We start from the raw sequence: 19,688 nt of genomic DNA, 5'->3' as shown, positions 1-19,688 counted from the left end.
ACCTGAAGGATTCAGGCAACTCGGACAGGCGTGGCCTGCATTGGGCCGCTCCCGTGCTTGGCAAGCGTGAGCACGGGGGTGGCTTTGGCGTGGTGGAAGCCGGTCCGGTGGTGGGAATTCCTGACATGCCCTGTCCGGTACGGCTGGTGCCGTCCCGGCTTGGGTGCATGGCCCGCCGGACGCTGTCCACCGCTGGTGGGCGGTGGGGCGGGCACCGTGCGCCGGTCGGGCACACGGGTGAAAGTCATCGGATTGTCTCGTGCGTTGTTTCGTGGGTTGGGTGAGGTGCGGGTGGGCCGTTTCGGGGTGGGGCGGTTCTTGGCTCTGTCGCGTGCTGCCGGGCGGGGGTGCAGGTCTGCTCGGGTGCGGCGGGCGCGCCGGGCCGCGCGGGTGGGCTTGCGCGTTCGGCGGGCGCGGGCCACGTTGCCCTCCACGACGGCGTGGATGGTGCGCGCCCCGGTGGAACGGTGGGTGCGGGTAGCCTTCTGGCCGAGTAGGCCGCGTGCGAGGATCCGCTCGGCCGCTGCCCAGTCCCGGTCACAGGATAGGCCGCAGGCCGGGCAGTACGCCCACCTCCAGCCCCGCTCGCCGAGCCGATCCGGGGCCGGGCAATGCCGCAGTATCGACGTGCCGGCTCCGCAGCGGGGGCAGTACCTTGAGGTGCCGCGCGCCGGGACGGTGACCACCGCGATGGCGTGTTTGGCGGCCAGGTGCCGGATCGCCTCGACAATCCGCCCGCGCACCTGCCCCGACAGGCGCGCGTTCACCCTCCCCCGGCGCCCGCGCGCCTCCAAGGTGGCCAAGTCCTCCACATAGATGACCGTCGCCCCCGCGGTCACGGCCTGGTCGACCGCCCAGCGCGCCGCCGACCAGGCCAGCGCCTTGTTCAGGTTGCGGATGCGGGCGCACAGCCGCTCATGTTCAACCCCGATCCGCTGCCAGGCCGTACTCAACGCGGCGTAGCGGGAATCGGCAGGCGTGATGTCGGCCAGGAGCCTTGCCAGGTGCCGGTGTTTGGCGGCCAGGTGCTCACGCTCGGCCCGCAACCGGTGCAGCTTGGCGCAGATGCCGCTCGCGTCGTAGGCGAACGGCCGCCCATCACTGAGCACCCGCCCGTCGGCCAGACGCCCGGCCACGCCGGTCAGCAGAGTGTTGAGGCCCCAGTCGAAGCCGCACCCGACCGTATGACCCGTGGCGGGCGCGACACCGATCGGGATCTTAAACGGCAGATCGACACGCGCCCGCCCCTTGCTCACCCGCACGGTGGGCGTCAACAACGTCGCCTCCGGCGGCACGGTCGGCGGCAACGCGATCGGCAGCACATGCCACGCCCAGTCCCTGCCGCTGGTGGGAAACTCGACCAGCGGAAGCCGCACCCGCAAGCGGGCGCCGCGCTCGCCGGCGTGCTCCAGGGTGGCCAGTTGCCGGTCGGCCGCCGCCAGCACGACCTGCGCCGCAACGTCCGGCGGCTCCTCCAACTCGGTCAGATCGGCCGGGAACGTGCCATGCTCGTCGAGGTAGGCGCGGATCTGCCGGGTCCGGTTGCGGATGTCCGCCGCCGCCACCCCGTCCGGCAGCAGCGCGCGCAGCGCGTCCCATTCGGCGTCGGTGCGCGCACTCGTATCGTGCGGCCAGGTCGCCACGATCGCCGCCACCAGGCGACGCCGGTGCAGCGCCAGCCGCAACAGGCGAGCGGCCTGCTCCTGCGCGCACCGCAGCACCCGATCGCACACATGCACACCCGAAGGCGGGCCCACGGCCCAGCCCAGCCTGCGCAGAGCCATCCAGCCCTTCGACGGCAACACCCGCCCGTCCAACCCCACCCCCGACGCCAAAGAGTCCAGATCAGCCGCATTCCACCGGGCCGCCACCACACGGGCGGTCAGGTCGCGGGCCAGAGCGGCCAGCCAAGCCACCCGCCGCACCAGCAGCGGCTGAGGAACGACCTCGCCGGTCACCTCCACCACCGCCGCATGAGCGGTGCACGAGGCAGTAGCGGTCAGTTCACTCATGCACCGCTCCCGTCTCGGGGCAGGCGGAAGACGGGGTGGGCGGACGGTGACGCACCGCGCTCGGATCGGCCGCCCGGTGAGCACGGCCCGACAGCCGGCGACCACATGCGGGCGAGGGTGCCGGCCGGGCGGCGATCGTGGCAACAGCCGCACCACACGGTCGGCGCGGCCCGATCGCAGGAAAGCTGGTATGCCCGCATGTCTGCACCCCCCGGAACACAACATCACGATCGGCAACGGAAAGATTACCATCGGTTGAACCTGACGGGTAGAACAAGTGAACGACAACATTCCGATTCGCCCGCCCGCCAGGCCAGAACCAGCCGCAGCCCATCGCATCGCATCGCGCAGACTCAGCAACACCGCAGGCAAGCGATCCGGCGAGTACCCCGCCGACTCATGACGCGCCCTGCGGGCCGATCATGCTCGGCTCGGCCGCCGCCGCCCCAGAGGCAACCTTGACAGATCATGGCCGATGTTCAGGTTTTCATAGCGAATACGAGCAGCGGTTCATACCCTGACTTCCCGACAACGGCCGGGCCGGTCCCGGCCGTTGTCGGTCGGCGAAACTCCGTTGCGACGGTCAAGGCGGTTCACCAAGAATGTCGGCGATGAAAGCGACCAAGATGCATGCCGACGAGATCGAGACCGACGTCGCCCTCGTGCGCCGCCTGCTCGCCGCGCAGTTCCCGCGCTGGGCCGAATTGCCGATCGCGCCGGTCGACTCGTACGGAACCGATCACGACATCTACCGGCTCGGTGACCACTTGGTCGCTCGGCTCCCGCGCATCGGGTGGGCCACCAAGCAGGCGGCGAAGGAGGCGGAGTGGCTGCCGAGGCTCGCGCCGCACCTGCCCCTCGCACTTCCGGTGCAGCTGGCCATGGGACGGCCGGCCGAGGGCTATCCCTATGACTGGTCGGTGTACGAGTGGCTGCCCGGCGCGAACGCCAACGGCACGATCGACGACCTGGACCAGGCAGCCGTCGATCTCGCGGCGTTCGTGGCCGCGCTCCGTCAGGTCACCACGGCCGGTGCGCCCCCACGCTCCCCGCACAGCCGAGGCGGGCCGCTCGCGGAGAGCGACGCGTCTGTTCGTCAGGCGATCGTCCAGCTCGGCGACCGGATCGACGGCGACGCCACGCTCCGCTCGTGGCAGGAGTCGCTCGACGCCCCGGTCTGGGACGGCCCGGAGCTCTGGCTGCACGGCGATCTGCTGCCGGGCAACCTGCTCGTCGTCGACGGCCGTCTGTCTGCGGTCATCGACTTCGGCGGCCTCAACGTGGGCGACCCCGCCTGCGACCTCCAGCCCGCGTGGAACGTGTTCGCGGGTGAGAGTCGACGCCTGTTCCGGCGCGAACTCGGCGTCGACGACGCCTCCTGGGTACGCGGGCGCGGCTGGGCGCTCGCTCAGGCGGTGATAGCGCTGCCGTACTACTGGGAGACCAACCCCGGCATGATCCGCCAGGCCTCCCATGCGCTGGCGCAGGTCCTCGCCGACAGCTAGTCCCGGGGAAGCAGGGTCCCGAGCGGTCCGAGGTCGATATTGAGGTCGGAGGGCGACAGACCGAACTTGTCGCACATTTCGGTCATCGCCGCTTCCAGTCGCATCAAGGTCACGCCCAGTGCCTCGATCTGTTCGTCCGACAGGTCCCCTTGCTCCATCCGGCGCACACACTGACGCTCCACGAGCTGGCGTACGAGCTCGACCAGGGTGAGCACCAGGCGCGACAGGTCGCGCTCCACCGCCTCGGCGTCGGTCTCGATGCGCAGCCGTCTCGACGGCACCTTCCGCACCGATGACGCCTTTTCCAGGTCATTCCTCATCGGTACTCCGGACCGACATGATCAGCGCGCGTACGGAGATGCGCACCAGGTCGATGTCCGCGATGGACAGGACGAGGTCCCCGCTCACCACGACCCCACCCGCCAGCAGCCGGTCGAGGAGGTCCACCAGCGCCACGCGTTCGGGCGGCAGCCGGTCCTCCCGGGCGAGCACGGCGCCGCGGGGCTCATCAAGCGTCACCGCCGGTCCCCCCTCCCGGCCTCTCCGGTGTCTCGGCGAAGGCGGCGAAGGAGTACGGCGCCCACGGACCGGTGAGCTCCACGTCGATTCCCTCGCCCCGCAGCCCCTCGACGACCCGGGCGAACTCCGCGCCGCGGTCGAGATCGACCAGGTAGGCGCCGTTGAGGATCATCCACTCCGCGCGACCGGACAGCTGCGGGTCCTGGGGGCGATGCCGCTGGCTGGCGACCGCCACGGACTTGAGGACGTCATGGATGTGCTCCCCACGCGCGGCGGCCTGGCGCCAGGTCTCCTCACGGCTGCGCAGACTCGCCTGCCGTTTCTTGAGGTACGCCAGTCCCGGACTGGTCGCGCTCTCCGCCCCCGTCTCGGCGGGCGGCGGCGCGGCCGGATCGACGTACGCCTTCACTCCCCACTCCTGCCGGTCGGCGATCCGCCCGAGCGTCTCGGCGAAATCGTCATGCCGCCGGTCCAGGAGCTCCCTGATCTGGTCTTCGCCGCTGTAGACCGTGACCAGACGGACCGGGGCCGTCGGCGTCGTCCGGGCCACCGCCTCCACCACGCGATGGTGTGCCCGAGCAGTCTCGCCCAGCCAGTCCAGGTCTTCCATGGACCGCCGCAGCGGCTCCTCGCCGAACCGGTCCAGCGGGACCGTGCTCACGTACGCGACGAGACCGGCATGCGTGATCGCGCGCACCCCCTCGCCGGCCACACCCTTCAGGTCCTCGGGAAGGGTGGCACCCTCGTCGCGAGTCACCGCGTACAGGTAAGTGCCCGCGTCATTCATCACGCTCGTCCAGTTCGGCTGTTGCCTCGTCGACGTACTCGACCTCCGCGGTCGGTCCGCGCGGCAGTGCGGCGCCCTCCTCCGCGGCGGCGAGCCGTCGCCGGAGCCTGCGGTTCTCCTCGCGCAGCTCCTGGTCCTGCCCTCTGAGCCATGGATCGTGCTCCCACCAGTCGATCCCCATCTCCCTGGCGGTGTCGACCGAGGCGATGATCAGCCGGAGCTTGATGGTCAGGAGCTCGATGTCCAGGAGGTTCACGCGGATGTCTCCCGCGATCACGATGCCTCGGTCGAGAACCCGTTCCAGGATGTCGCCGAGGTTCGCCGGCTCGTGGTTGGACAGCCGCCCGGCGGGGGCGTTGGACTGGCGCATCACAGAGCCGGGCTCGGTCATCGCGAATCGCCCTCCCCGGTGGTGCCACTGCCCCGCCGATACCGCTGGATCCGCCGGTAGGAAAGCAGGTTTCCCTCCGGGTCCAACTCGGCCTCGTAGAGCGCGAGAATGTCACCGGAAGAGGGAATGCGGTGATCTTCCAGGACCTCCACGTTCACCACCCAGCCGCGCTCGACCGGCTTCACCATCGTGATGCCTTCCGGCTCGCCCGCGACCAAGTCGGCGATGTGGGCCAAACCGGCTTCGCCGACGTCCGCCACTGACAGGCCGCGTGGGCGGCGTTTCTGACGTGGTTCGGTTCGTCTCTCGTCGGGCTCCTCCCTTGGGCGCCTTGGCGCCTGGCTGCCGGCCGGCCGCTCTTCGCGGACACCGCGCCTGACAGGCATGCGATCACCCCTCCTCTTCCTCACCTGCCGGCGCGACAGCCTGGCCGGGCTCGCCGATCATCGATTGGAGCGTCTGCTTCATCTCCAGCGCTTCTCCCTCCTCGGAGATCAGGCCGGCGGCCCTGGACTGCTCGATCTCCTCCAGCCGACGCCGGACCACCGCCGGGTCATGCGTCTGCCGCTCCACCTGCTCCTGTATCAGCTCGCCGAGCCGGATCACCCCTTTGACCGGCGCGAGCGGCCAGCCGAAGATCAGGCCGATGAGTCCCATCCGTCATCACTCCTGAGTCCGCGCGGTGATGAAGTCGTACGGTGCCAGCGGGCCCAATATGCGCATCTCCACCCGTCCGGACCAGCGATCGGCGAACTCGTTCACCAACCGCTCCAGCTCGTCCTGCCGGGCCGTCTCCATGAGCACGGCCACGTGAACGGCGTCCTGTTCGTGAGACGGCTCCCGGATGACGGTGAGTACGGCGAGCGGGCCGACCTCCTCGGTCAGCGCCTGCGTGTCGGCTTCGCGTTTGGCCACGACCGCCTGGTTGATCAGCTCCCCGAGCCGGATCCGCGCGTTCCGCGTCAGATCCTCCGGTTGGCCCTGGATCTCCGTACGCAGCTGCTCGGCCTCCGGGACTTCGCTCAGCACCTCACGGAACAGCGTCTGATCGACGTAGCGTCCTTTGATGACGTACTCGGCCCGCCCCTCCAGCTCGTCCAGCGCGCTGCGGAACTCATCGTGGTGCGGCGTCAGCAGCTCCTCGACGACGGCTTCCTCGTTCGTCATCACCGAGCCGAAGCGGAGCGGGACGACGGGCACCTCGGCGGCGGTGGCATCCAGCAGGGCCCCATGCCGGAACAGGTCGTCGGGGGTTCCGAGCGGACGGTCGAGCGCGACGTCGCTCACCAGAGCGGCGATCTCGCCATGCCGTACCAGCCTGATCTCCGCGGCTTCGTCCCCTACGCCCTGCGCGTCGCCGGCCACCTCGACGTCCTCGGGTACGAGACCGTAGATGTAGATGCCGGTCTTCTTGGTGACCTGCTCGGGAACATCCTTACCGGCGGCCTTCGCGGCTTCTGCGGATTGCGCCATTTCACCGCTCCTCTCGCTCTTGCCGCCGACTGCGCGTCTCCTGTTTCTCGCCAAGCTCGCCGACGAAGTCGCTCAGCTTCTCCCCCGCCGCTTCCAGGGCTCCTTGGGTGACGTTCTTGCCCTTGCTCTGCGTCATGTTCTGCATGATCTCGGGCAGCCCTTCTCCCCCGGACTCCGCGAGGTCCAGCCGGTTCACGGCCTCGGCGTAGCGCAAGTAGGTGTCCACGCTGGCCACGACGATGCGCGCGTCGATGGTCAGCAGCTCGATGCCGACGAGTGAGACCCGGACGTAGGCGTCGATGACCAGCCCTTTGTCGAGGATCGTGTCGATGACGTCGGCCAGGCCCGACGGAGACGGACGGTCGGCTATTCCGCCTGTCGCGGGTTGCACGGTCATTACTTCTCCCTCGGTATTCGCGGACGCCGCCCGCCGCTCTACGGGGACGCTGCCCCGCCGGTCTCTGGCGACGCTGCCCCGCCGGTCTTCGCGGACGCCCTCCCGTGTTACGTCGTCCGGGTACCGGCTCTGCGACGAACCGGCCGCGCCGGTGGCTCCTTGGCGCGCCCCCGTCTCCGAGAGGCCGCGCGAGGCGGCTCTTCTTCCTCCTCTTCCTCTTCTTCTTCCTCCGGCTCCTCCTCTTCCTCCTCGGGCTCTTCCTCTTCCTCCTCCTCGTACTCGTCCTCCGGCAGCTCCTCTTCCTCTTCTTCTTCCTCCGGCTCCTCTTCCGGCCGTTCCTCTTCCTCCTCCTGGACCGCGGTCTCGTGGTCCTTGACGACTTCACCGTCGTGGATCACGCCGCGCCACCCGCCGGAGGCCATCTCCTCTGGGTGCAGCATGGTCTGCGTCATGACATGCCGCCTGAAGTGCTTGAACTCCAGCCGTACCCGCCTGCCCGGCGCACGCCAGATATTGCCGACGTGCTCCACCAGTCCGCGCGGGTGATATTCGAGTACGAGCACGACCCTGGTCAGGTTGGGGGTTATCGCGTGGAAACTCACCGCACCGTCGACGTAGCCCTTGGGGCCCTTGGACCGCCAGATGATCCGTTCGTCGGGCACCTGCTCGACGATGTCCGACTCCCAGTTGCGATGGGACAAGAAGACCTGGGTCTTCCACGACAGCTTCTCGTCGCTCTCGCTCTCTACGTGCTCCACCTTCTTCATGAAGGTCGGGAAGTCCTGGAACTGCGTCCACTGGTTGTAGACGACCCGTACGGGAGCGCCGATGTCGAGCGTCTCGGCGATGTTGACGAACCGTAGCTTCTTGGTCCCCTTGCCCATGCCTCCGAACAGGCCCTTGAGCGCCCCCATGGCCGCGCCACCCAGCATCGAACCTTTGACGGACTTGCCGCCAGATTCATCCGATCCGGTGAGCGCGCTGAACAGGCCGGAAACTCCGCCGCCTGCCGCGGGATCGGCGAGCCGGCCCGCCACGTCCTCGACCTTGTCGCTCACGGACTGCAGCGCTCGCTCGATGAAGGCCTGTGCGAGGTTTTTGAGCTCTTGGGTGAGCGCTTCTGTGGGCAGAGCCTCCGCGACCTTCTTGACGTCTGTCGGCAGCGCCTCAGTGACCTTCTTGATGGGCCGAGCCTTCGATACCTGAGCCATCAAGCTCGCCTCCGTGTCCTGGTGACCGGCCGCGTAGCGCGTGCGGGCTCGGCCTTGGGCTTCCTTCTCCGAGGTGCCGGCTTGGGCGGTTCCTCCTCAGGCGCCTCTTCCTCTTCCTCCTCGTAGCCCTCTTCGTAGTCCTCTTCGTCTTCGGCCGTTTCCTCAGGCGTGCCCGGGTGGCGCAGACCCTCGGCCCGCTCGTGCAGCCGCGTGGTCAGCGACTCGAGCTGCCTGCTCGTCATGGCCACGGCTGCCGCCTTGCCGACGTCCAGCAGCTCGCCACGCAGGCGGCCCGTGAGCTTGTCCATCTCAGGCGACGAACCGAGCATCTTGATCCCCTGCGACAGCAGGCCCCCCTGGCCGCGCAGCCGACTGAGCACCCCGGCCAAAGCCAACGTGGTCGCCCAACGCAGCTTGTGGCGTCGGCCGAGGTAGTAGCCCGCGGCGATGGCCAGCCCTATCTGAACTTTGTCTTTCATGACCAGCGCTCCTTGCCCTCCCGACTCGCCTGGAACAACCGGTCTCCACCTGCCCCACAAAAAAGACAAACAAACACATGATCGGAGAAAACGGACAGGCGGGGCGCATCAGGCACCAGAGGTCCGCAGGGGTCGCACAAGGAGTGCCATGCGAACTTCGTACAGATATGGTCAATAGTTCGCTTTTTACAGCGATTTGCACGCTTCCCGTGCGGCTAGAGAACCCGCTCCGCACGCCGCCGGACCCGCATGCCCGCGACCAGCATGACGACCGCGCTGCCGTATCCGAACATCGGCAGCAGTTGCCACACCAACCACGGCAGCCTTCCCTCCCAGCCCGCGCAGCCGAGCATCATGAAATACGAGACCACCATGAACGCCCAGTCCAGCGCGACCACCGCCACGACCAGGGCGGCCAGCACCCCCACCACCACGGCTAGCCGCCGACCCGCCCAGGCGGAGACCACGGTCGCCAGCAGGACGCTCAGCGTCGGCAGACCGTTCAGGAGCAGACTCCCCTCGAACGAGGAGGCCACGGGCTCACGGAGATGAAGCCACATCCGTTCGAGCTCGGACCACACCTCCGCCAGGCCGAACGGAAGGGGGCCGTAACCGGTGCAGCCGGCCGCCCCCTGGGGTCTGAAGAGCATCGGCAGCCACAGGGCCAGGAAACTCAGCGCGGAGGCCACCAGTGCGGCCAGCCACCATCGCAGGTAACGCCACCGGGGCATGGGCCGCCTTCCAACGCCACATGATCGACTGCGGGAGTGCGTCGCCTACCCTAATGGGGACTATTTCCGTGATCCACGCAACCCGCGCAGGAAACGCCACAGCGCGGAGCGGGGCCGCTCCTCTTCCACGGTGACCGCGTCTGCCGACACCGCCGGTTCGGTGTCCGCCGGGGCCTGGGCGAGTTCGTACTCGACCGGCAGTGACCGCAGCGCCCGCATGAACGGAGAGGAACGCCACGGGAGCTGGTCGGCGGGCAGTGCGAGCCGCAGCCTGTCGAGGCGATCGAACAGCCGCTCCACGGCGATGGTGGTGATGCGGGTGGCCAGCAGCCGCGCGAGGCAGGCATGCGGCCCCGCGCCCCATGCCAGGTGAGCGCGAGTGCTGCGGATGGCATACGGATCGATCGCGCTGCCGAACAACGGATCGCTGTGGGCTCCGGAGACGGACAACATGACGGGATCACCCGCGGCGATGACGAAGCGCCCCAGCCGCACATCCGCCGTCGGGAACCGGAACGTGAGGTTGGCCATCGGCGGGTTGGCCAGCGCGACGCGGTTCACGGTCTCCTCGATCGTCCCCGCGGACAGGCCCGACCGCACGTCCGGATTGGTCATCACCTCGAGGATCGTGTTGCAGATCAGGCCCCCGGTCATGTCGCCGACGACACCCGGCAGCATGAGGAGCTCCCGGGACAGCCCTTCGAGGGTGAAGCCGGGATTGGCGGCGAGCATGTAGGAAGGCAGGTCGTTCCCGGGGCGGCTCATCTTGGCGGTGGACAGCTCCATCATCGCGGCGAACAACCGCTGCGAGGCCGCGGCCGCCTCGGGACCGGCGTCCAGCACCCGCCAGGTGTCCATGACCACGTCATCGCCACGCGCGGTCTCGAAGCCGAAGAGCCGGTTGGCGACCATCAAGGGAAGCGGTCGTGCGTACTGTGCGGACAGATCCGCCCATCCGGTACGGGATTCGCCTTCGGCCAGCAAACTGATGAGGTCGTCGGCATATCGTCTGATCGCGTCTTCCAGCAGCTGCGCCTGAGGGTGACCGCGGTCCTGGAAGGGCGCGAGCGCCGAGGTCCACGTGTCGCGGAGCCGGTGCAGCGTCATCCCGTCCTGGAAGGCGACGCTGTTGAGCTCGAACGCGGGAAGCACCGGCCAGTCCGGTGGCAACGCGCTTTCCACCCTCGCCCGCCAGTTGTCCAGGCGCTTGCTCCAGATGTCGCCCTCGTTCTTCATGACCCGCAGCACTTCGGCGTACCCGAGGACCAGCCACACCGGCACCCCTAGGAGGTCCACCGGCGCGACCGGCCCGTACTTGGCGCGCAGGCGGTCATGGACGAGCGCGGGATCCGCGTCGTAGTCCCTGGTGAGCAGCGGTTCTACGGATACCGACGCCAGTGGTTCGGGGGTCGATGGGGTCCACGCGCCAGGCATCAAGGTGATGCACGACCTCTCTCTCGGTCCACTGCTTCTGTGAGAGCGGTCGCATCCCGGCGCCCACGTGGAAGACCAAATTGGGGGTTTTGTATCACCACGCGGGCGCGAAAGGGACACTTTACGGAAAAATCACAGCACAGCACGTGACGAGGGAGATCTGGCTTCTGCTATGCGACGGAGCCGTAGGAGGGCTTGCCCGCCCACTCGTAGGTGACGTAGATGACGCCGGCGTCGGTGGTGGTCGACCCGGTGACCTTCAGGCCGGCCGGCGTGGTGCCTTCGGCGAAGAGCCGCTTGCCCTGGCCGAGAACGACGGGGAAGATCAGCAGCCGATACTCGTCGACCAGCTCGGCCTCCTGCAGCGTACGCATCAGGTCGCTGCTGCCCTGCACGAGGATCTCGCCGTCGGTGCGCCGCTTGAGCTCGGCGACCGTCTGGGCGGCCTCGCCCACCAGAACCTCGGTGTTGCGCCACTCGGCGGCCATCGGCGACCTGGTGGTGACGTACTTGGGCATGCTGTTGATCTTGGCGCCGCCCTCCTCGTCCGGCACGTTGGGCCAGTACGAGGCGAGGATCTCATACGACCTGCGGCCCAGCAGCATTCCGTCCGCCCGCTCAAGCTGGTCGTTCATGATGCGGCCGAACCCCTCGTCCACGTGCGGGGGCAGCCATCCGCCGTGCTGGAAGCCGTGGGAGTCGTCCTCGCCGACGCCGCCGGGGCCCTGCATGACACCGTCCAACGACACGAACGTCGAAACGACCAGCCTGCTCGCCATCTGTCTCACTCCCTTGAGGGCTGGGCGGGTCCGTCCGGTCCCGCCGTCTTCATCTGCCTTCAGCGTGGCGCGACCCGTTTACGGAATCCTTAAGGCTTCCCTATGCCCCGGACGGCAGCCCAGCCCGCTCGCCCGCTCGCTCAGCGAAAGTCGTCGGCGTGGTCGAAAGCCCAGTCCCGGAACGTACGCGCCGGAGTTCCGGTGACCTCTTCCACGGTGGAGGTGATCAAAGCCGAGTGAGGCCGCGTTTCGGCACTGGCCAGCAGGGCTTCTACCAGGGCCGGCGGCCTGCCGTCCGCGAGCATCTGCTGCCGGGCGAGCTCTACGGGCACCTTCTCGAAACGCAAGCGGCGTCCGATCGCCTCCCCGATGGCGTGCACCTGCTCGGTCCTGCTCACCACCTGCGGGCCGGTCAGCACGTACGTCGCGCCGGCATGCCCGTCCTCGACCAGCACACGTACGGCCACGGCGGCGATGTCGCGCGGATCGATCACCGCGGTGGCGGCGATGTCAGGACCACGCACGACACCCGCGCCACGGATCTGCTCGGCCCACCCACGAGTGTTGGAAGCGATGGTGTTTGCCCGCAGGATCGTCCACCGGGGGCCGGACCTCTCGATCAGACGCTCCATGTCGGCGTGGAGCTGGTTGATCGGGTCGCTCTGCCGCTCGGCCTCGTCATCCACCCCCGACGAGGATAGGTAGACGACGCGGCGGGCCCGGCCTTGGATCACGTCGAGTACGGCGGAGGCACCGTCCGTGGCGAGGAAGGGCCAGATCAGGAACACCGTCTCGACCTCGGCCAGCGCTCCCTTCAGGGTGCCCGGCCTGGACAGGTCACCTTCGACCGCCTCAACCCCCTCAGGGAGCCGAGACTGCTGGCCGTCTCTCACAAGCGCCCGCACAGGGGCGCCGGCGGACACGAGCTGGGCGACAACCTGCCGTCCGACGTTGCCGGTGGCACCGGTCACAAGAATCATGCCCCGGTCAGCCTGGCCATTTGCGGAAATATTCCGACTCGGTGCGTCGCCGATCATGCCCGCACCGGGCGCATTGCTCGCCTCAGGCGCTCAGAGGACGTCCCAGTCGAGCTCACCGTCGACCACCTTCGGCTTCCAGTAGCCGATGGAGCCACCCTTCTCCATGGCGTCGGCGGTGGTCTTCAGCAGGGCGTAGAACGAGCGGATCCGAACGCCTCCAGGTGTGAAGTCCATGGTGCCCTCGTGATCGGTGCCGCCGATGTCCTTCCGCGCCGAGTCGATCACCAGGTGATCGCCCATTCCGTCGGCGCCGACGGGGATCATTCGCCCGTCCCACCATTCCGATCGTGGGTCGGAGAACCCCCCGTCACTTTCCTCCTCACCGTCGATATCGCACAGCTGCCGCCACATTTCCCGCATTTCCCGGACGCTCAGGTTCGAGTTGCCCAGGAAGCCGAAGGCCCAGGTGTCCTTGAGGTAGACGGCCCCGTCATGGCGCAGGAGTGAGGCCCGCAGACTGTCGGGGAATCGCATTCCCATATACGCCTCCGCGGCCGCGATGGTTTTCGCGTCTCCGTGCTTACCAAGCGTGCGATAACTCCGGGGGGCGTTGGTCTTCAGCCAGCCCTCGATGCGCTGCCACTGCCGGTCCACTGCCCGCTTGACCTTCATGTTGATTTTCCGTACGCGCGGTTCGGCGCCCACGGGCCGGCAGTCCGCGTCGGGACGGGCCTGCGTTTCCTCACTCTCCGCCGACTGCTGGGACACGTAATCGGCGTCCGAACCGTGCTCCTCCTCGTTTCCGGCGAACGTGCAGGCCGTACCGCTGTCCGAGGGGCTCTCAAGGCATGGCCCCCAAGTCACCTCAGATGAAGGCTCGGAGAAGACCGCGGATTCAAGGACTTGGGTACCGAGAGCCAGCATGAGAATCGCGAATCCGGCGACGCCCCAACGAGTCAGGCGACGGCGGGTGGCGGCGTCCAGCGGTTGCCTTGGCTCGCCGCGTTCGAAGAACTTGGTGAACGTGGGGCGGTCGAAGAGGGAGGGCTTTCCGGCGCCATAGCGCTGGAGATCCTCAGCGGTGGGAGTGCCGAGGATCGGAGCCGGCGGCCACTGCGCTTTCTCGCTCCGGAGCGGGATCGAAATGGAATCGGAAGCCCGCTGGACCGGGCGCCGTCGAGAGCGCGCGATCACCACGATCGCCGCTGCCGCTATGGCCGCCAAAAGCGCGAGCCATAGCCCGCGGGATGTGATCAATCGCCGCATGTCCGGCAGATTACCCGGAATTGATCTAGGCGGATGACGACTCCGCCCACGGTCGCCCTGCCGACGATCACGCTCCGAGGGCGAGCGCACACACCCGGGCACCTGTCATTAGGATCATTGCCGTTGCGATGATCCGGCGAGCGGAGCCTCGATGAGTGACCCCGGCGGCTTCGGCCCTCTGGTGAAGGACGAGCGCGAGGCGATCGGTCCATACCGGATCGTGGGCCGGATGGGCGCCGGCGGCATGGGCGTGGTCTACGCGGGGGTCGCGGACGACGGCGCCCGGGTCGCGGTCAAGGTCATCCATCCGGGGTTAGCCGCTGATCCGCAGTTTCTCGCCCGCTTCGTCCGCGAGGTCGATCTCCTGTCCCGGGTACGCGGGCGCTGCACGGTCTCGGTAGTGGCCTCCGACACCGCCGCGACGCCTCCCTGGCTGGCCACCGAGTTCGTCCCCGGCCCGACGATCAGCGCGTACGTACAGGAGAACGCGCCACTACCGCCGGACGAGCTGCTCTCGTTCGGCGTGGACATCGCCGAGGCGCTCACCGACATCCACCATGCCGGCATCGTGCACCGCGACCTCAAACCCGGGAACGTGATCCTCTCCGAGTCCGGCGCGAAGGTCCTCGACTTCGGCATCGCCCGAGCCCTCGACGAGAGCGGCCTCACGGGCACCGGCGCGCTGATCGGTTCCCCCGGCTGGATCAGCCCTGAGCAGTACCGGGGCGACGAGGCGGACGCCGCCGCCGACGTCTTCGCCTGGGGCGCGCTGATGGCGTACGCCTCGACGGGGCGCCCACCGTTCGGCACCGGAGCGCCCGACGTCCTCGCCTACCGCGTCATGAGCGTCGATCCCGACCTGTCCGGGGTGCCCGCGCAGGTCCGAGACCTGGTACGAAGCGCGCTCGCCAAGGACCGGACGGCCCGGCCCACCGCGGACGAGCTGCTCGCCCAGGTCACCGCACTCAAATCGGGCACGACCCCACTCACGGCGGGCACGATCCCACTCACGGCGGGCACGACCCCCATGCCGCCCCCACCCAGGTCGGGCACGGTCGTCATGCCGCCGCCGGTATCACCGCCTGCCAAACGCGTGCCGTTGTGGCCGGCCGCCGCCGTCCTGGCGACGGTCGTGGCCATCGGCGCGCTGGTCTGGGTGGGCTCGGAGGGGATACCGGCGGCACTCCGGAGCCTGAGCGATCCTCCCGCGTCCACGCCCGCGGAGAACCTGACGCCGGACACGACCCCGACCCCCGAGGAGACGACGGAGACCCCGACCCCGACTCCCGAGGAGACGACGGAGGCCCCTGAGGAGACGGAGACCCCTGAGGAAACGCCCGCCACAACAGAGAAGGCGAGCGCGTCCCCTACCACACGCCGCTCGGCCACCAGCGTCCCGTGCGCGTCCGCGAGCTCGATCCTCCGACAGGCCGCCACGCTGAACGGCGGCCTGCCGCAGGACGCCAGGGTCGCCCGCAAGCGGTGCGTGGGCTACTGGGTGGCGGCCGAACTCGACTCCCCGAGCGTCGGCGGCATCGACCTGGTCGCGAAGCGGAACGCGACCCAATTCGTCAACGCCGAGATCGGCAGTGACTTCTGCTCGCTGGAGAACGAGTCGGCGCTCGTCAAGAGCGCGCCGAGCGCCATCAGAGCCTTCCTCTGCCCCAACGGCTTCGGCTGAGACCCGTCACCCACCTCGCCCCGAAGGAGATCGAGTTGCACCCCGACCTGGGGTTGGCCGCTTGATCGCTTATGTCGGGCCGCTCGCGCGGATGGCGGCCGGTCCGTGGCCGTACCAGCGGTGGATGGCTCGCCGTAGGGCCCGGGGGTCGGTGAAGCCGACCCGCGCGGCGATGGACTCGACGCTGAGCGTGGTTTCCCGCAGCAGACGGTCCACCCGTCGCTGGCGCAGCTTCTCCAGCTCCTCTCGCCAGTTGCTGCCCTCGTCGCGCAGGCGGCGCTGGAGCGTACGGGGGCTCATGGCCAGCCGCCGGGCCACTTGGTCGAGGCCCGGCGGGCCGTCGGCGACCGCGGACTCGAGCGCGGCGTGGAAGCGGTCGAGCCAGCCCCGCACCGGACGGGCGGCCGCCGTGGACAGCTGCGCGTGGTTGTCCAGGATCGCGGCGAGCGCGGGATCGGCGCGCGGCAGGGGCGCGGCGATGTCGGCCTCGGCGAACGTGATCGACGGGTGGGCGGCCTCGTACTCGACGCGCCTGGTGTCGTACAGCGCGACCAGGCGCTCGGGCGCGGTCGCCGGGCGGCGCGGCAGCCCCACCCACACCGGCGTGAGCCGCCGACCGGCCCCCGAGCCGGCCAGCATGAGCAGCATGTACGGCACGAACTCCGCGATCATCGCGTATTCGGGGTAGTCGCGGTACGGGCCCTCCCAAGCGACGGTCACCCCGCCATCGTGACGGGTGACCGTGAGCCGGTCGGCCGGGTCGGCGATGGCCGTGAAACGGCGGCCGGCCAGGCGAAACGCGTCGCCGAGGGTGCTCGACACCGAGAACAGGTAGTCCCACACACCCAGCGCGCCTGGTCGCCACAGCTCCATGACCTTGTCGCTGCCGCCCGCCTCCCACACCGGTCCGGAGACCAGTTCCCAGATCCGCAGGATGGTGGCGGTGGGGATGCGGATCCCGTCCTCGTCCAGTACGGCCAGGCCGGGTACGCCGACCAGGCGCGACCGATCCAGGCCCGTCGCGATGCCCGCACGGACCAGCAGGCGGGCCAGGTGGGGCGAGACGGTGCCCTTCACGGCGCTGTCGTCGTGCATCGCGTGATCCATCTCCCAAGGACGGTTGGTATGACATAACCGAAAAGCGGGATATGTCGCAACGGAGATGGCGCCTTCGGCCCTCCTCGTGACGCCTCCGGCCCTCCTGACCCGCACCTCGGGCTTCTACCTTCGTGGACAGGCAGCCCCCTGGGAGGAACACCATGCAGAACACCCTGTTCGACTACAGCCCCATCGTCGGCCGCGAACCGATCCGCTGGCCGGGCGGTGCCCGCGTCGCCTTCTACGTGGGCCTGAACGTCGAGCACTTCATGATCGACCGCCCGTCCACGAGCATCAACGAGGCGACCGCGACCCTCGTACCGGATCCGCTCAACTACGGCTGGCGCGACTACGGACCGCGGGTGGCGATCTGGCGCGTGATGGAGGCACTCGACCGGCACGGCATCCGGGCGAGCGTGCTGCTCAACGCCGACGTGTGCGAGCAGTACCCCCAGATCGTCGAGGCGGGCAACGCCCGCGGCTGGGCGTGGCTGGCCCACGGCAAGAACAACTCCACCCTCCAGGCCGACGTCGACGACGAGCGCGCCTACCTGACCGAGGTCGTCGACACCATCGAGAAGGCCACGGGACGGCGGCCGCGCGGCTGGCTGGGTCCCGCGCTCACCGAGACGTTCCAGACGCCGTCCCTGCTCGCCGAGCTCGGCCTGAGCTACGTGCTGGACTGGACCAACGACGACCAGCCGTACCGGCTGAACGTCCCGGGAATGCTGAGCGTGCCGTACTCACTCGAACTCAACGACCTGGGCATCTTCACCATGCACGGCAGGAGCGGCGGCGACTTCGTCCAGATGGTCAAGGACCAGGTCGACCAGCTCTGTGCCGAATCCGCGGACAGCGGGCGCGTCATGGCGCTGGCGCTGCACCCGTTCGTGATCGGCCAGGCGTTCCGGGCGAAGTACCTCGATCAGGCGCTCGAGTACGTCGCCAGCCGCCCCGACGTATGGCTGACGACCAGCGACGAGATCGCCGAGCACTACGCCGGGTTCCCAGGACGCTGAGTCCGAGAGGGAGTGGGGGTCAGCGGAAGTCGGTGGTCACCTTGGCGGGATCCGGCGCCTTGACCGACACCTTCGCGCCCCACCCGCTGTAGCGGCTGTCCACGGCGATCATGGCCTGTCGCCCGGCCTCCGTAGCCGTGAACTTGCTCTGCACCCTGCTCACCAGGCCCCCCGAGGTGAGCGTGAGGGTGTAGAAGACCTTCGTGCTGTCGAACGAGCTGGGCGCCTTCGCGCCCGCCCACCAGGCCGAGGCCTGCTTGAGGTCCTTGAAGGTGATCGTGCCGGTGACGGAGTTCTTCGTCGACTTGCCGTGCTTGATCAGTGCGGCCATGGTCTTGGGCTCGGCCGGGTTGAGAATCTGGCCGTAGGAGTCGGGCACTCCGTACCCCTTGACCTTGTACCAGGTCTTGCCCTCCGGGAGCACCATGGGCATGACACCGCCGGTGTGGTACGTGATGTTGCCGATCCCGACGGCCCTTTGCCGCCCGTAGGTGTCGTCGTCCCAGTGGATGTTGATGTCGAACGCGGCGACGCCCTTCTTGTCGAACTGGAAGACGCCCTTGCGGTCCTGGATCTCGCTCTCGTCCGTGCCGTCCGACCAGGCGACCGTTTCGGTGAAGCGCACGCCGTGCCCGGGTACGAGCTGGGCCTTCAGCGCGCTGACGGGGTCCTTGGTGGCCGCCTGGGCGGGTACGGCAACCGCCGATAAAGCGGCTGACAGGGCGGCGCCGGCCGCCAAAGCAGTGATCATTTTCTTCATGGTCAGCGATGATGCCGGAGCCGGATCACAAACGGGGCACGGCCCTGCCCGCCAGGACATCGGGAAATGAGCCGTCTCCGAACAGGACGCGCGCCGCCAAAGCCCGACCGGCACGACCACGTAGCAGCGTCACCACCGCCTCTGCCGCGGCGGGAGATCGGATGCCGGCGAACACACGGCGCAGCAACAGGCGGCCTCGGAACCGGGCCCGCAACGCGCCCCCGTCGTACCGGCTCAAGACGCTTTGATCCCCGGTGCGCAGGTACCCGGCGGCGACCGCCGCGGCCCACTCGGACATGCGTAGGCAGGGATCCAACCCTCCCGCCGTCAGCGGCGACACCGCGCCCGCCGCGTCGCCGACGAGCAGCCCGGCGGGGCACGCCAGGCGTCGCAGCACACCACCGACCGGGATCGGACCGCCTCGACGCTCGACCGGCCCGGTCGGCGCCGCACGGCCGGGCGCGTCCGCCGCGAACGCGTCCAGCAGGTGACGAACGCCGGTGCGCATCGCGGCCGGATATCCCGCGACGCCGACATGCGCGTGCTGACCGTCGTCGATGACCCACCCCAGATACCCGGGAGCGACCCGGGGGTCCAGCACGCAGTGGAACGCCGGGGTGGCCGTGCCGGACGCGATCGGGTGCACGATCTCGGCACCGAGCAGGGAGCGCCGGTTGACATCGAGACCGAGGTCACGGGCCACCCGGGAGCGGGCGCCGTCCGCGCCGACGATGAACCGGGCCGTCACCGGGTCCGCATCTGCGAACCGCACCAAACCTCTCGTCGCGCCGACATACCGTACGCCCAGCAGGACCCGCGCCCCGGCCGACTCCGCGGCGCTGCGCGCGTGCTCGTAGACGGCCGCCATGTCGGCCACGCGGTACTCGTCGCGGTCACTGGTGAGCCGGATCGGTGCCCGTCGCGACGGCGGATACAGCAGCACGTCCCGGATACCGGGCCCGAGCAGATGGTCCGGCAGGTCGAAGTCGTCGAGGGTACGCCGTACGAAGATCCCCGTCGTACGGATGCCCGCTGACAGCGACCTGCGGCGGTCGACCACCATCACCTTCAGTTCCCGTCGCGCGAGTGAGCGGGCTGTGCGCAGCCCGGCCAGACCCGCGCCCACGACCAGTACATCGACGGCCTGCATACCTGCGACGGTAGGC

General features: G+C 68.9%; 22 protein-coding genes. 3 read left to right on the top strand and 19 right to left on the bottom strand.

Annotation, left to right across the window (positions count from 1 at the left end; all coding sequences use genetic code 11):
• Positions 1 to 11 precede the first annotated feature (11 nt).
• Positions 12 to 2,012: a zinc ribbon domain-containing protein gene (locus tag ACQP2T_RS07640; RefSeq protein WP_433515494.1), complete on the bottom strand. Its 2,001-nt coding sequence runs from the start codon at positions 2,010 to 2,012 to the stop codon at positions 12 to 14.
• Between the two features lie 611 nt (positions 2,013 to 2,623).
• On the opposite strand from ACQP2T_RS07640, the gene ACQP2T_RS07635 reads away from it, so the two are divergent.
• On the top strand, positions 2,624 to 3,517 hold the full coding sequence (locus tag ACQP2T_RS07635; RefSeq protein WP_433515493.1) for an aminoglycoside phosphotransferase family protein: 894 nt from the start codon (positions 2,624 to 2,626) through the stop codon (positions 3,515 to 3,517).
• Here ACQP2T_RS07635 and ACQP2T_RS07630 read toward each other — a convergent pair.
• The 15 genes from ACQP2T_RS07630 to ACQP2T_RS07560 form a co-directional block, all read right to left on the bottom strand.
• Positions 3,514 to 3,837, bottom strand: coding sequence for a gas vesicle protein K (locus tag ACQP2T_RS07630; RefSeq protein ID WP_358541825.1), 324 nt, complete (start codon positions 3,835 to 3,837; stop codon positions 3,514 to 3,516). The two genes, ACQP2T_RS07635 and ACQP2T_RS07630, sit on opposite strands and share 4 nt — an antisense overlap.
• Positions 3,827 to 4,036, bottom strand: a complete 210-nt coding sequence (locus ACQP2T_RS07625; RefSeq protein ID WP_225296244.1) for a gas vesicle protein — start codon at positions 4,034 to 4,036, stop codon at positions 3,827 to 3,829. The genes ACQP2T_RS07630 and ACQP2T_RS07625 overlap by 11 nt, the downstream gene beginning before the upstream one ends.
• Positions 4,026 to 4,823, bottom strand: a complete 798-nt coding sequence (locus ACQP2T_RS07620; RefSeq protein WP_433515492.1) for a GvpL/GvpF family gas vesicle protein — start codon at positions 4,821 to 4,823, stop codon at positions 4,026 to 4,028. Before ACQP2T_RS07620 ends, ACQP2T_RS07625 begins: the two co-directional genes overlap by 11 nt.
• The gene (locus ACQP2T_RS07615) at positions 4,816 to 5,193 is read right to left on the bottom strand and encodes a gas vesicle protein (RefSeq protein ID WP_433519726.1); all 378 of its coding nucleotides are present in this window, start codon (positions 5,191 to 5,193) and stop codon (positions 4,816 to 4,818) included. Before ACQP2T_RS07615 ends, ACQP2T_RS07620 begins: the two co-directional genes overlap by 8 nt.
• 17 nt (positions 5,194 to 5,210) lie before the next feature.
• On the bottom strand, positions 5,211 to 5,474 hold the full coding sequence (locus tag ACQP2T_RS07610) for a gas vesicle protein (RefSeq protein ID WP_433515491.1): 264 nt from the start codon (positions 5,472 to 5,474) through the stop codon (positions 5,211 to 5,213).
• A 130-nt stretch (positions 5,475 to 5,604) separates the two neighbouring features.
• Positions 5,605 to 5,871: a gas vesicle protein GvpG gene (locus tag ACQP2T_RS07605; protein WP_433515490.1), complete on the bottom strand. Its 267-nt coding sequence runs from the start codon at positions 5,869 to 5,871 to the stop codon at positions 5,605 to 5,607.
• Positions 5,872 to 5,877: 6 nt separating this feature from the next.
• On the bottom strand, positions 5,878 to 6,687 hold the full coding sequence (locus tag ACQP2T_RS07600; RefSeq protein ID WP_433515489.1) for a GvpL/GvpF family gas vesicle protein: 810 nt from the start codon (positions 6,685 to 6,687) through the stop codon (positions 5,878 to 5,880).
• A 1-nt stretch (position 6,688) separates the two neighbouring features.
• The gene (gene gvpJ / locus ACQP2T_RS07595) at positions 6,689 to 7,084 is read right to left on the bottom strand and encodes a gas vesicle protein GvpJ (protein ID WP_433515488.1); all 396 of its coding nucleotides are present in this window, start codon (positions 7,082 to 7,084) and stop codon (positions 6,689 to 6,691) included.
• A gap of 107 nt (positions 7,085 to 7,191) precedes the next feature.
• Positions 7,192 to 8,295 (bottom strand): SRPBCC family protein, encoded by a 1,104-nt coding sequence (locus tag ACQP2T_RS07590; protein ID WP_433515487.1) that lies wholly within the window; start codon positions 8,293 to 8,295, stop codon positions 7,192 to 7,194.
• On the bottom strand, positions 8,295 to 8,774 hold the full coding sequence (locus ACQP2T_RS07585) for a hypothetical protein (RefSeq protein WP_433515486.1): 480 nt from the start codon (positions 8,772 to 8,774) through the stop codon (positions 8,295 to 8,297). The genes ACQP2T_RS07590 and ACQP2T_RS07585 overlap by 1 nt, the downstream gene beginning before the upstream one ends.
• Before the next feature lie 215 nt (positions 8,775 to 8,989).
• Positions 8,990 to 9,505 (bottom strand): hypothetical protein, encoded by a 516-nt coding sequence (locus ACQP2T_RS07580; RefSeq protein WP_433515485.1) that lies wholly within the window; start codon positions 9,503 to 9,505, stop codon positions 8,990 to 8,992.
• 60 nt (positions 9,506 to 9,565) lie between these two features.
• Positions 9,566 to 10,939 (bottom strand): cytochrome, encoded by a 1,374-nt coding sequence (locus ACQP2T_RS07575; RefSeq protein ID WP_433515484.1) that lies wholly within the window; start codon positions 10,937 to 10,939, stop codon positions 9,566 to 9,568.
• Between the two features lie 170 nt (positions 10,940 to 11,109).
• Entirely contained in the window at positions 11,110 to 11,718 is a 609-nt protein-coding gene (locus tag ACQP2T_RS07570) for a dihydrofolate reductase family protein (RefSeq protein WP_433515483.1), read from the bottom strand.
• A 140-nt stretch (positions 11,719 to 11,858) separates the two neighbouring features.
• On the bottom strand, positions 11,859 to 12,698 hold the full coding sequence (locus tag ACQP2T_RS07565; protein WP_433515482.1) for an NAD(P)H-binding protein: 840 nt from the start codon (positions 12,696 to 12,698) through the stop codon (positions 11,859 to 11,861).
• Between the two features lie 90 nt (positions 12,699 to 12,788).
• Positions 12,789 to 14,054, bottom strand: coding sequence for an SMI1/KNR4 family protein (locus ACQP2T_RS07560; protein WP_433515481.1), 1,266 nt, complete (start codon positions 14,052 to 14,054; stop codon positions 12,789 to 12,791).
• A 61-nt stretch (positions 14,055 to 14,115) separates the two neighbouring features.
• On the opposite strand from ACQP2T_RS07560, the gene ACQP2T_RS07555 reads away from it, so the two are divergent.
• Complete coding sequence (locus ACQP2T_RS07555; protein ID WP_433515480.1) at positions 14,116 to 15,645, top strand: serine/threonine-protein kinase; 1,530 nt, start codon at positions 14,116 to 14,118, stop codon at positions 15,643 to 15,645.
• A 69-nt stretch (positions 15,646 to 15,714) separates the two neighbouring features.
• Here the strand turns inward: ACQP2T_RS07555 and ACQP2T_RS07550 are convergent, their stop codons facing one another.
• Entirely contained in the window at positions 15,715 to 16,740 is a 1,026-nt protein-coding gene (locus tag ACQP2T_RS07550) for a helix-turn-helix domain-containing protein (protein WP_433515479.1), read from the bottom strand.
• A 164-nt stretch (positions 16,741 to 16,904) separates the two neighbouring features.
• Between ACQP2T_RS07550 and ACQP2T_RS07545 the strand changes: the two genes are divergently transcribed.
• Positions 16,905 to 17,762, top strand: a complete 858-nt coding sequence (locus ACQP2T_RS07545; protein ID WP_433515478.1) for a polysaccharide deacetylase family protein — start codon at positions 16,905 to 16,907, stop codon at positions 17,760 to 17,762.
• 19 nt (positions 17,763 to 17,781) lie between these two features.
• Here ACQP2T_RS07545 and ACQP2T_RS07540 read toward each other — a convergent pair whose 3' ends face one another.
• Positions 17,782 to 18,522, bottom strand: coding sequence for a hypothetical protein (locus ACQP2T_RS07540; protein WP_433515477.1), 741 nt, complete (start codon positions 18,520 to 18,522; stop codon positions 17,782 to 17,784).
• 25 nt (positions 18,523 to 18,547) lie between these two features.
• A complete protein-coding gene (locus tag ACQP2T_RS07535; protein ID WP_433515476.1) occupies positions 18,548 to 19,672 on the bottom strand; it encodes an NAD(P)/FAD-dependent oxidoreductase in 1,125 nt (374 codons plus the stop codon).
• Positions 19,673 to 19,688 lie beyond the last annotated feature (16 nt).

It is taken from the genome of Nonomuraea sp. CA-143628, assembly GCF_050942315.1.
In the GTDB taxonomy this organism is placed as follows: domain Bacteria; phylum Actinomycetota; class Actinomycetes; order Streptosporangiales; family Streptosporangiaceae; genus Nonomuraea.
The sequence above is the reverse complement of the archived record's forward strand: the minus strand, read 5'-3'. Positions and strand labels throughout refer to the sequence as shown.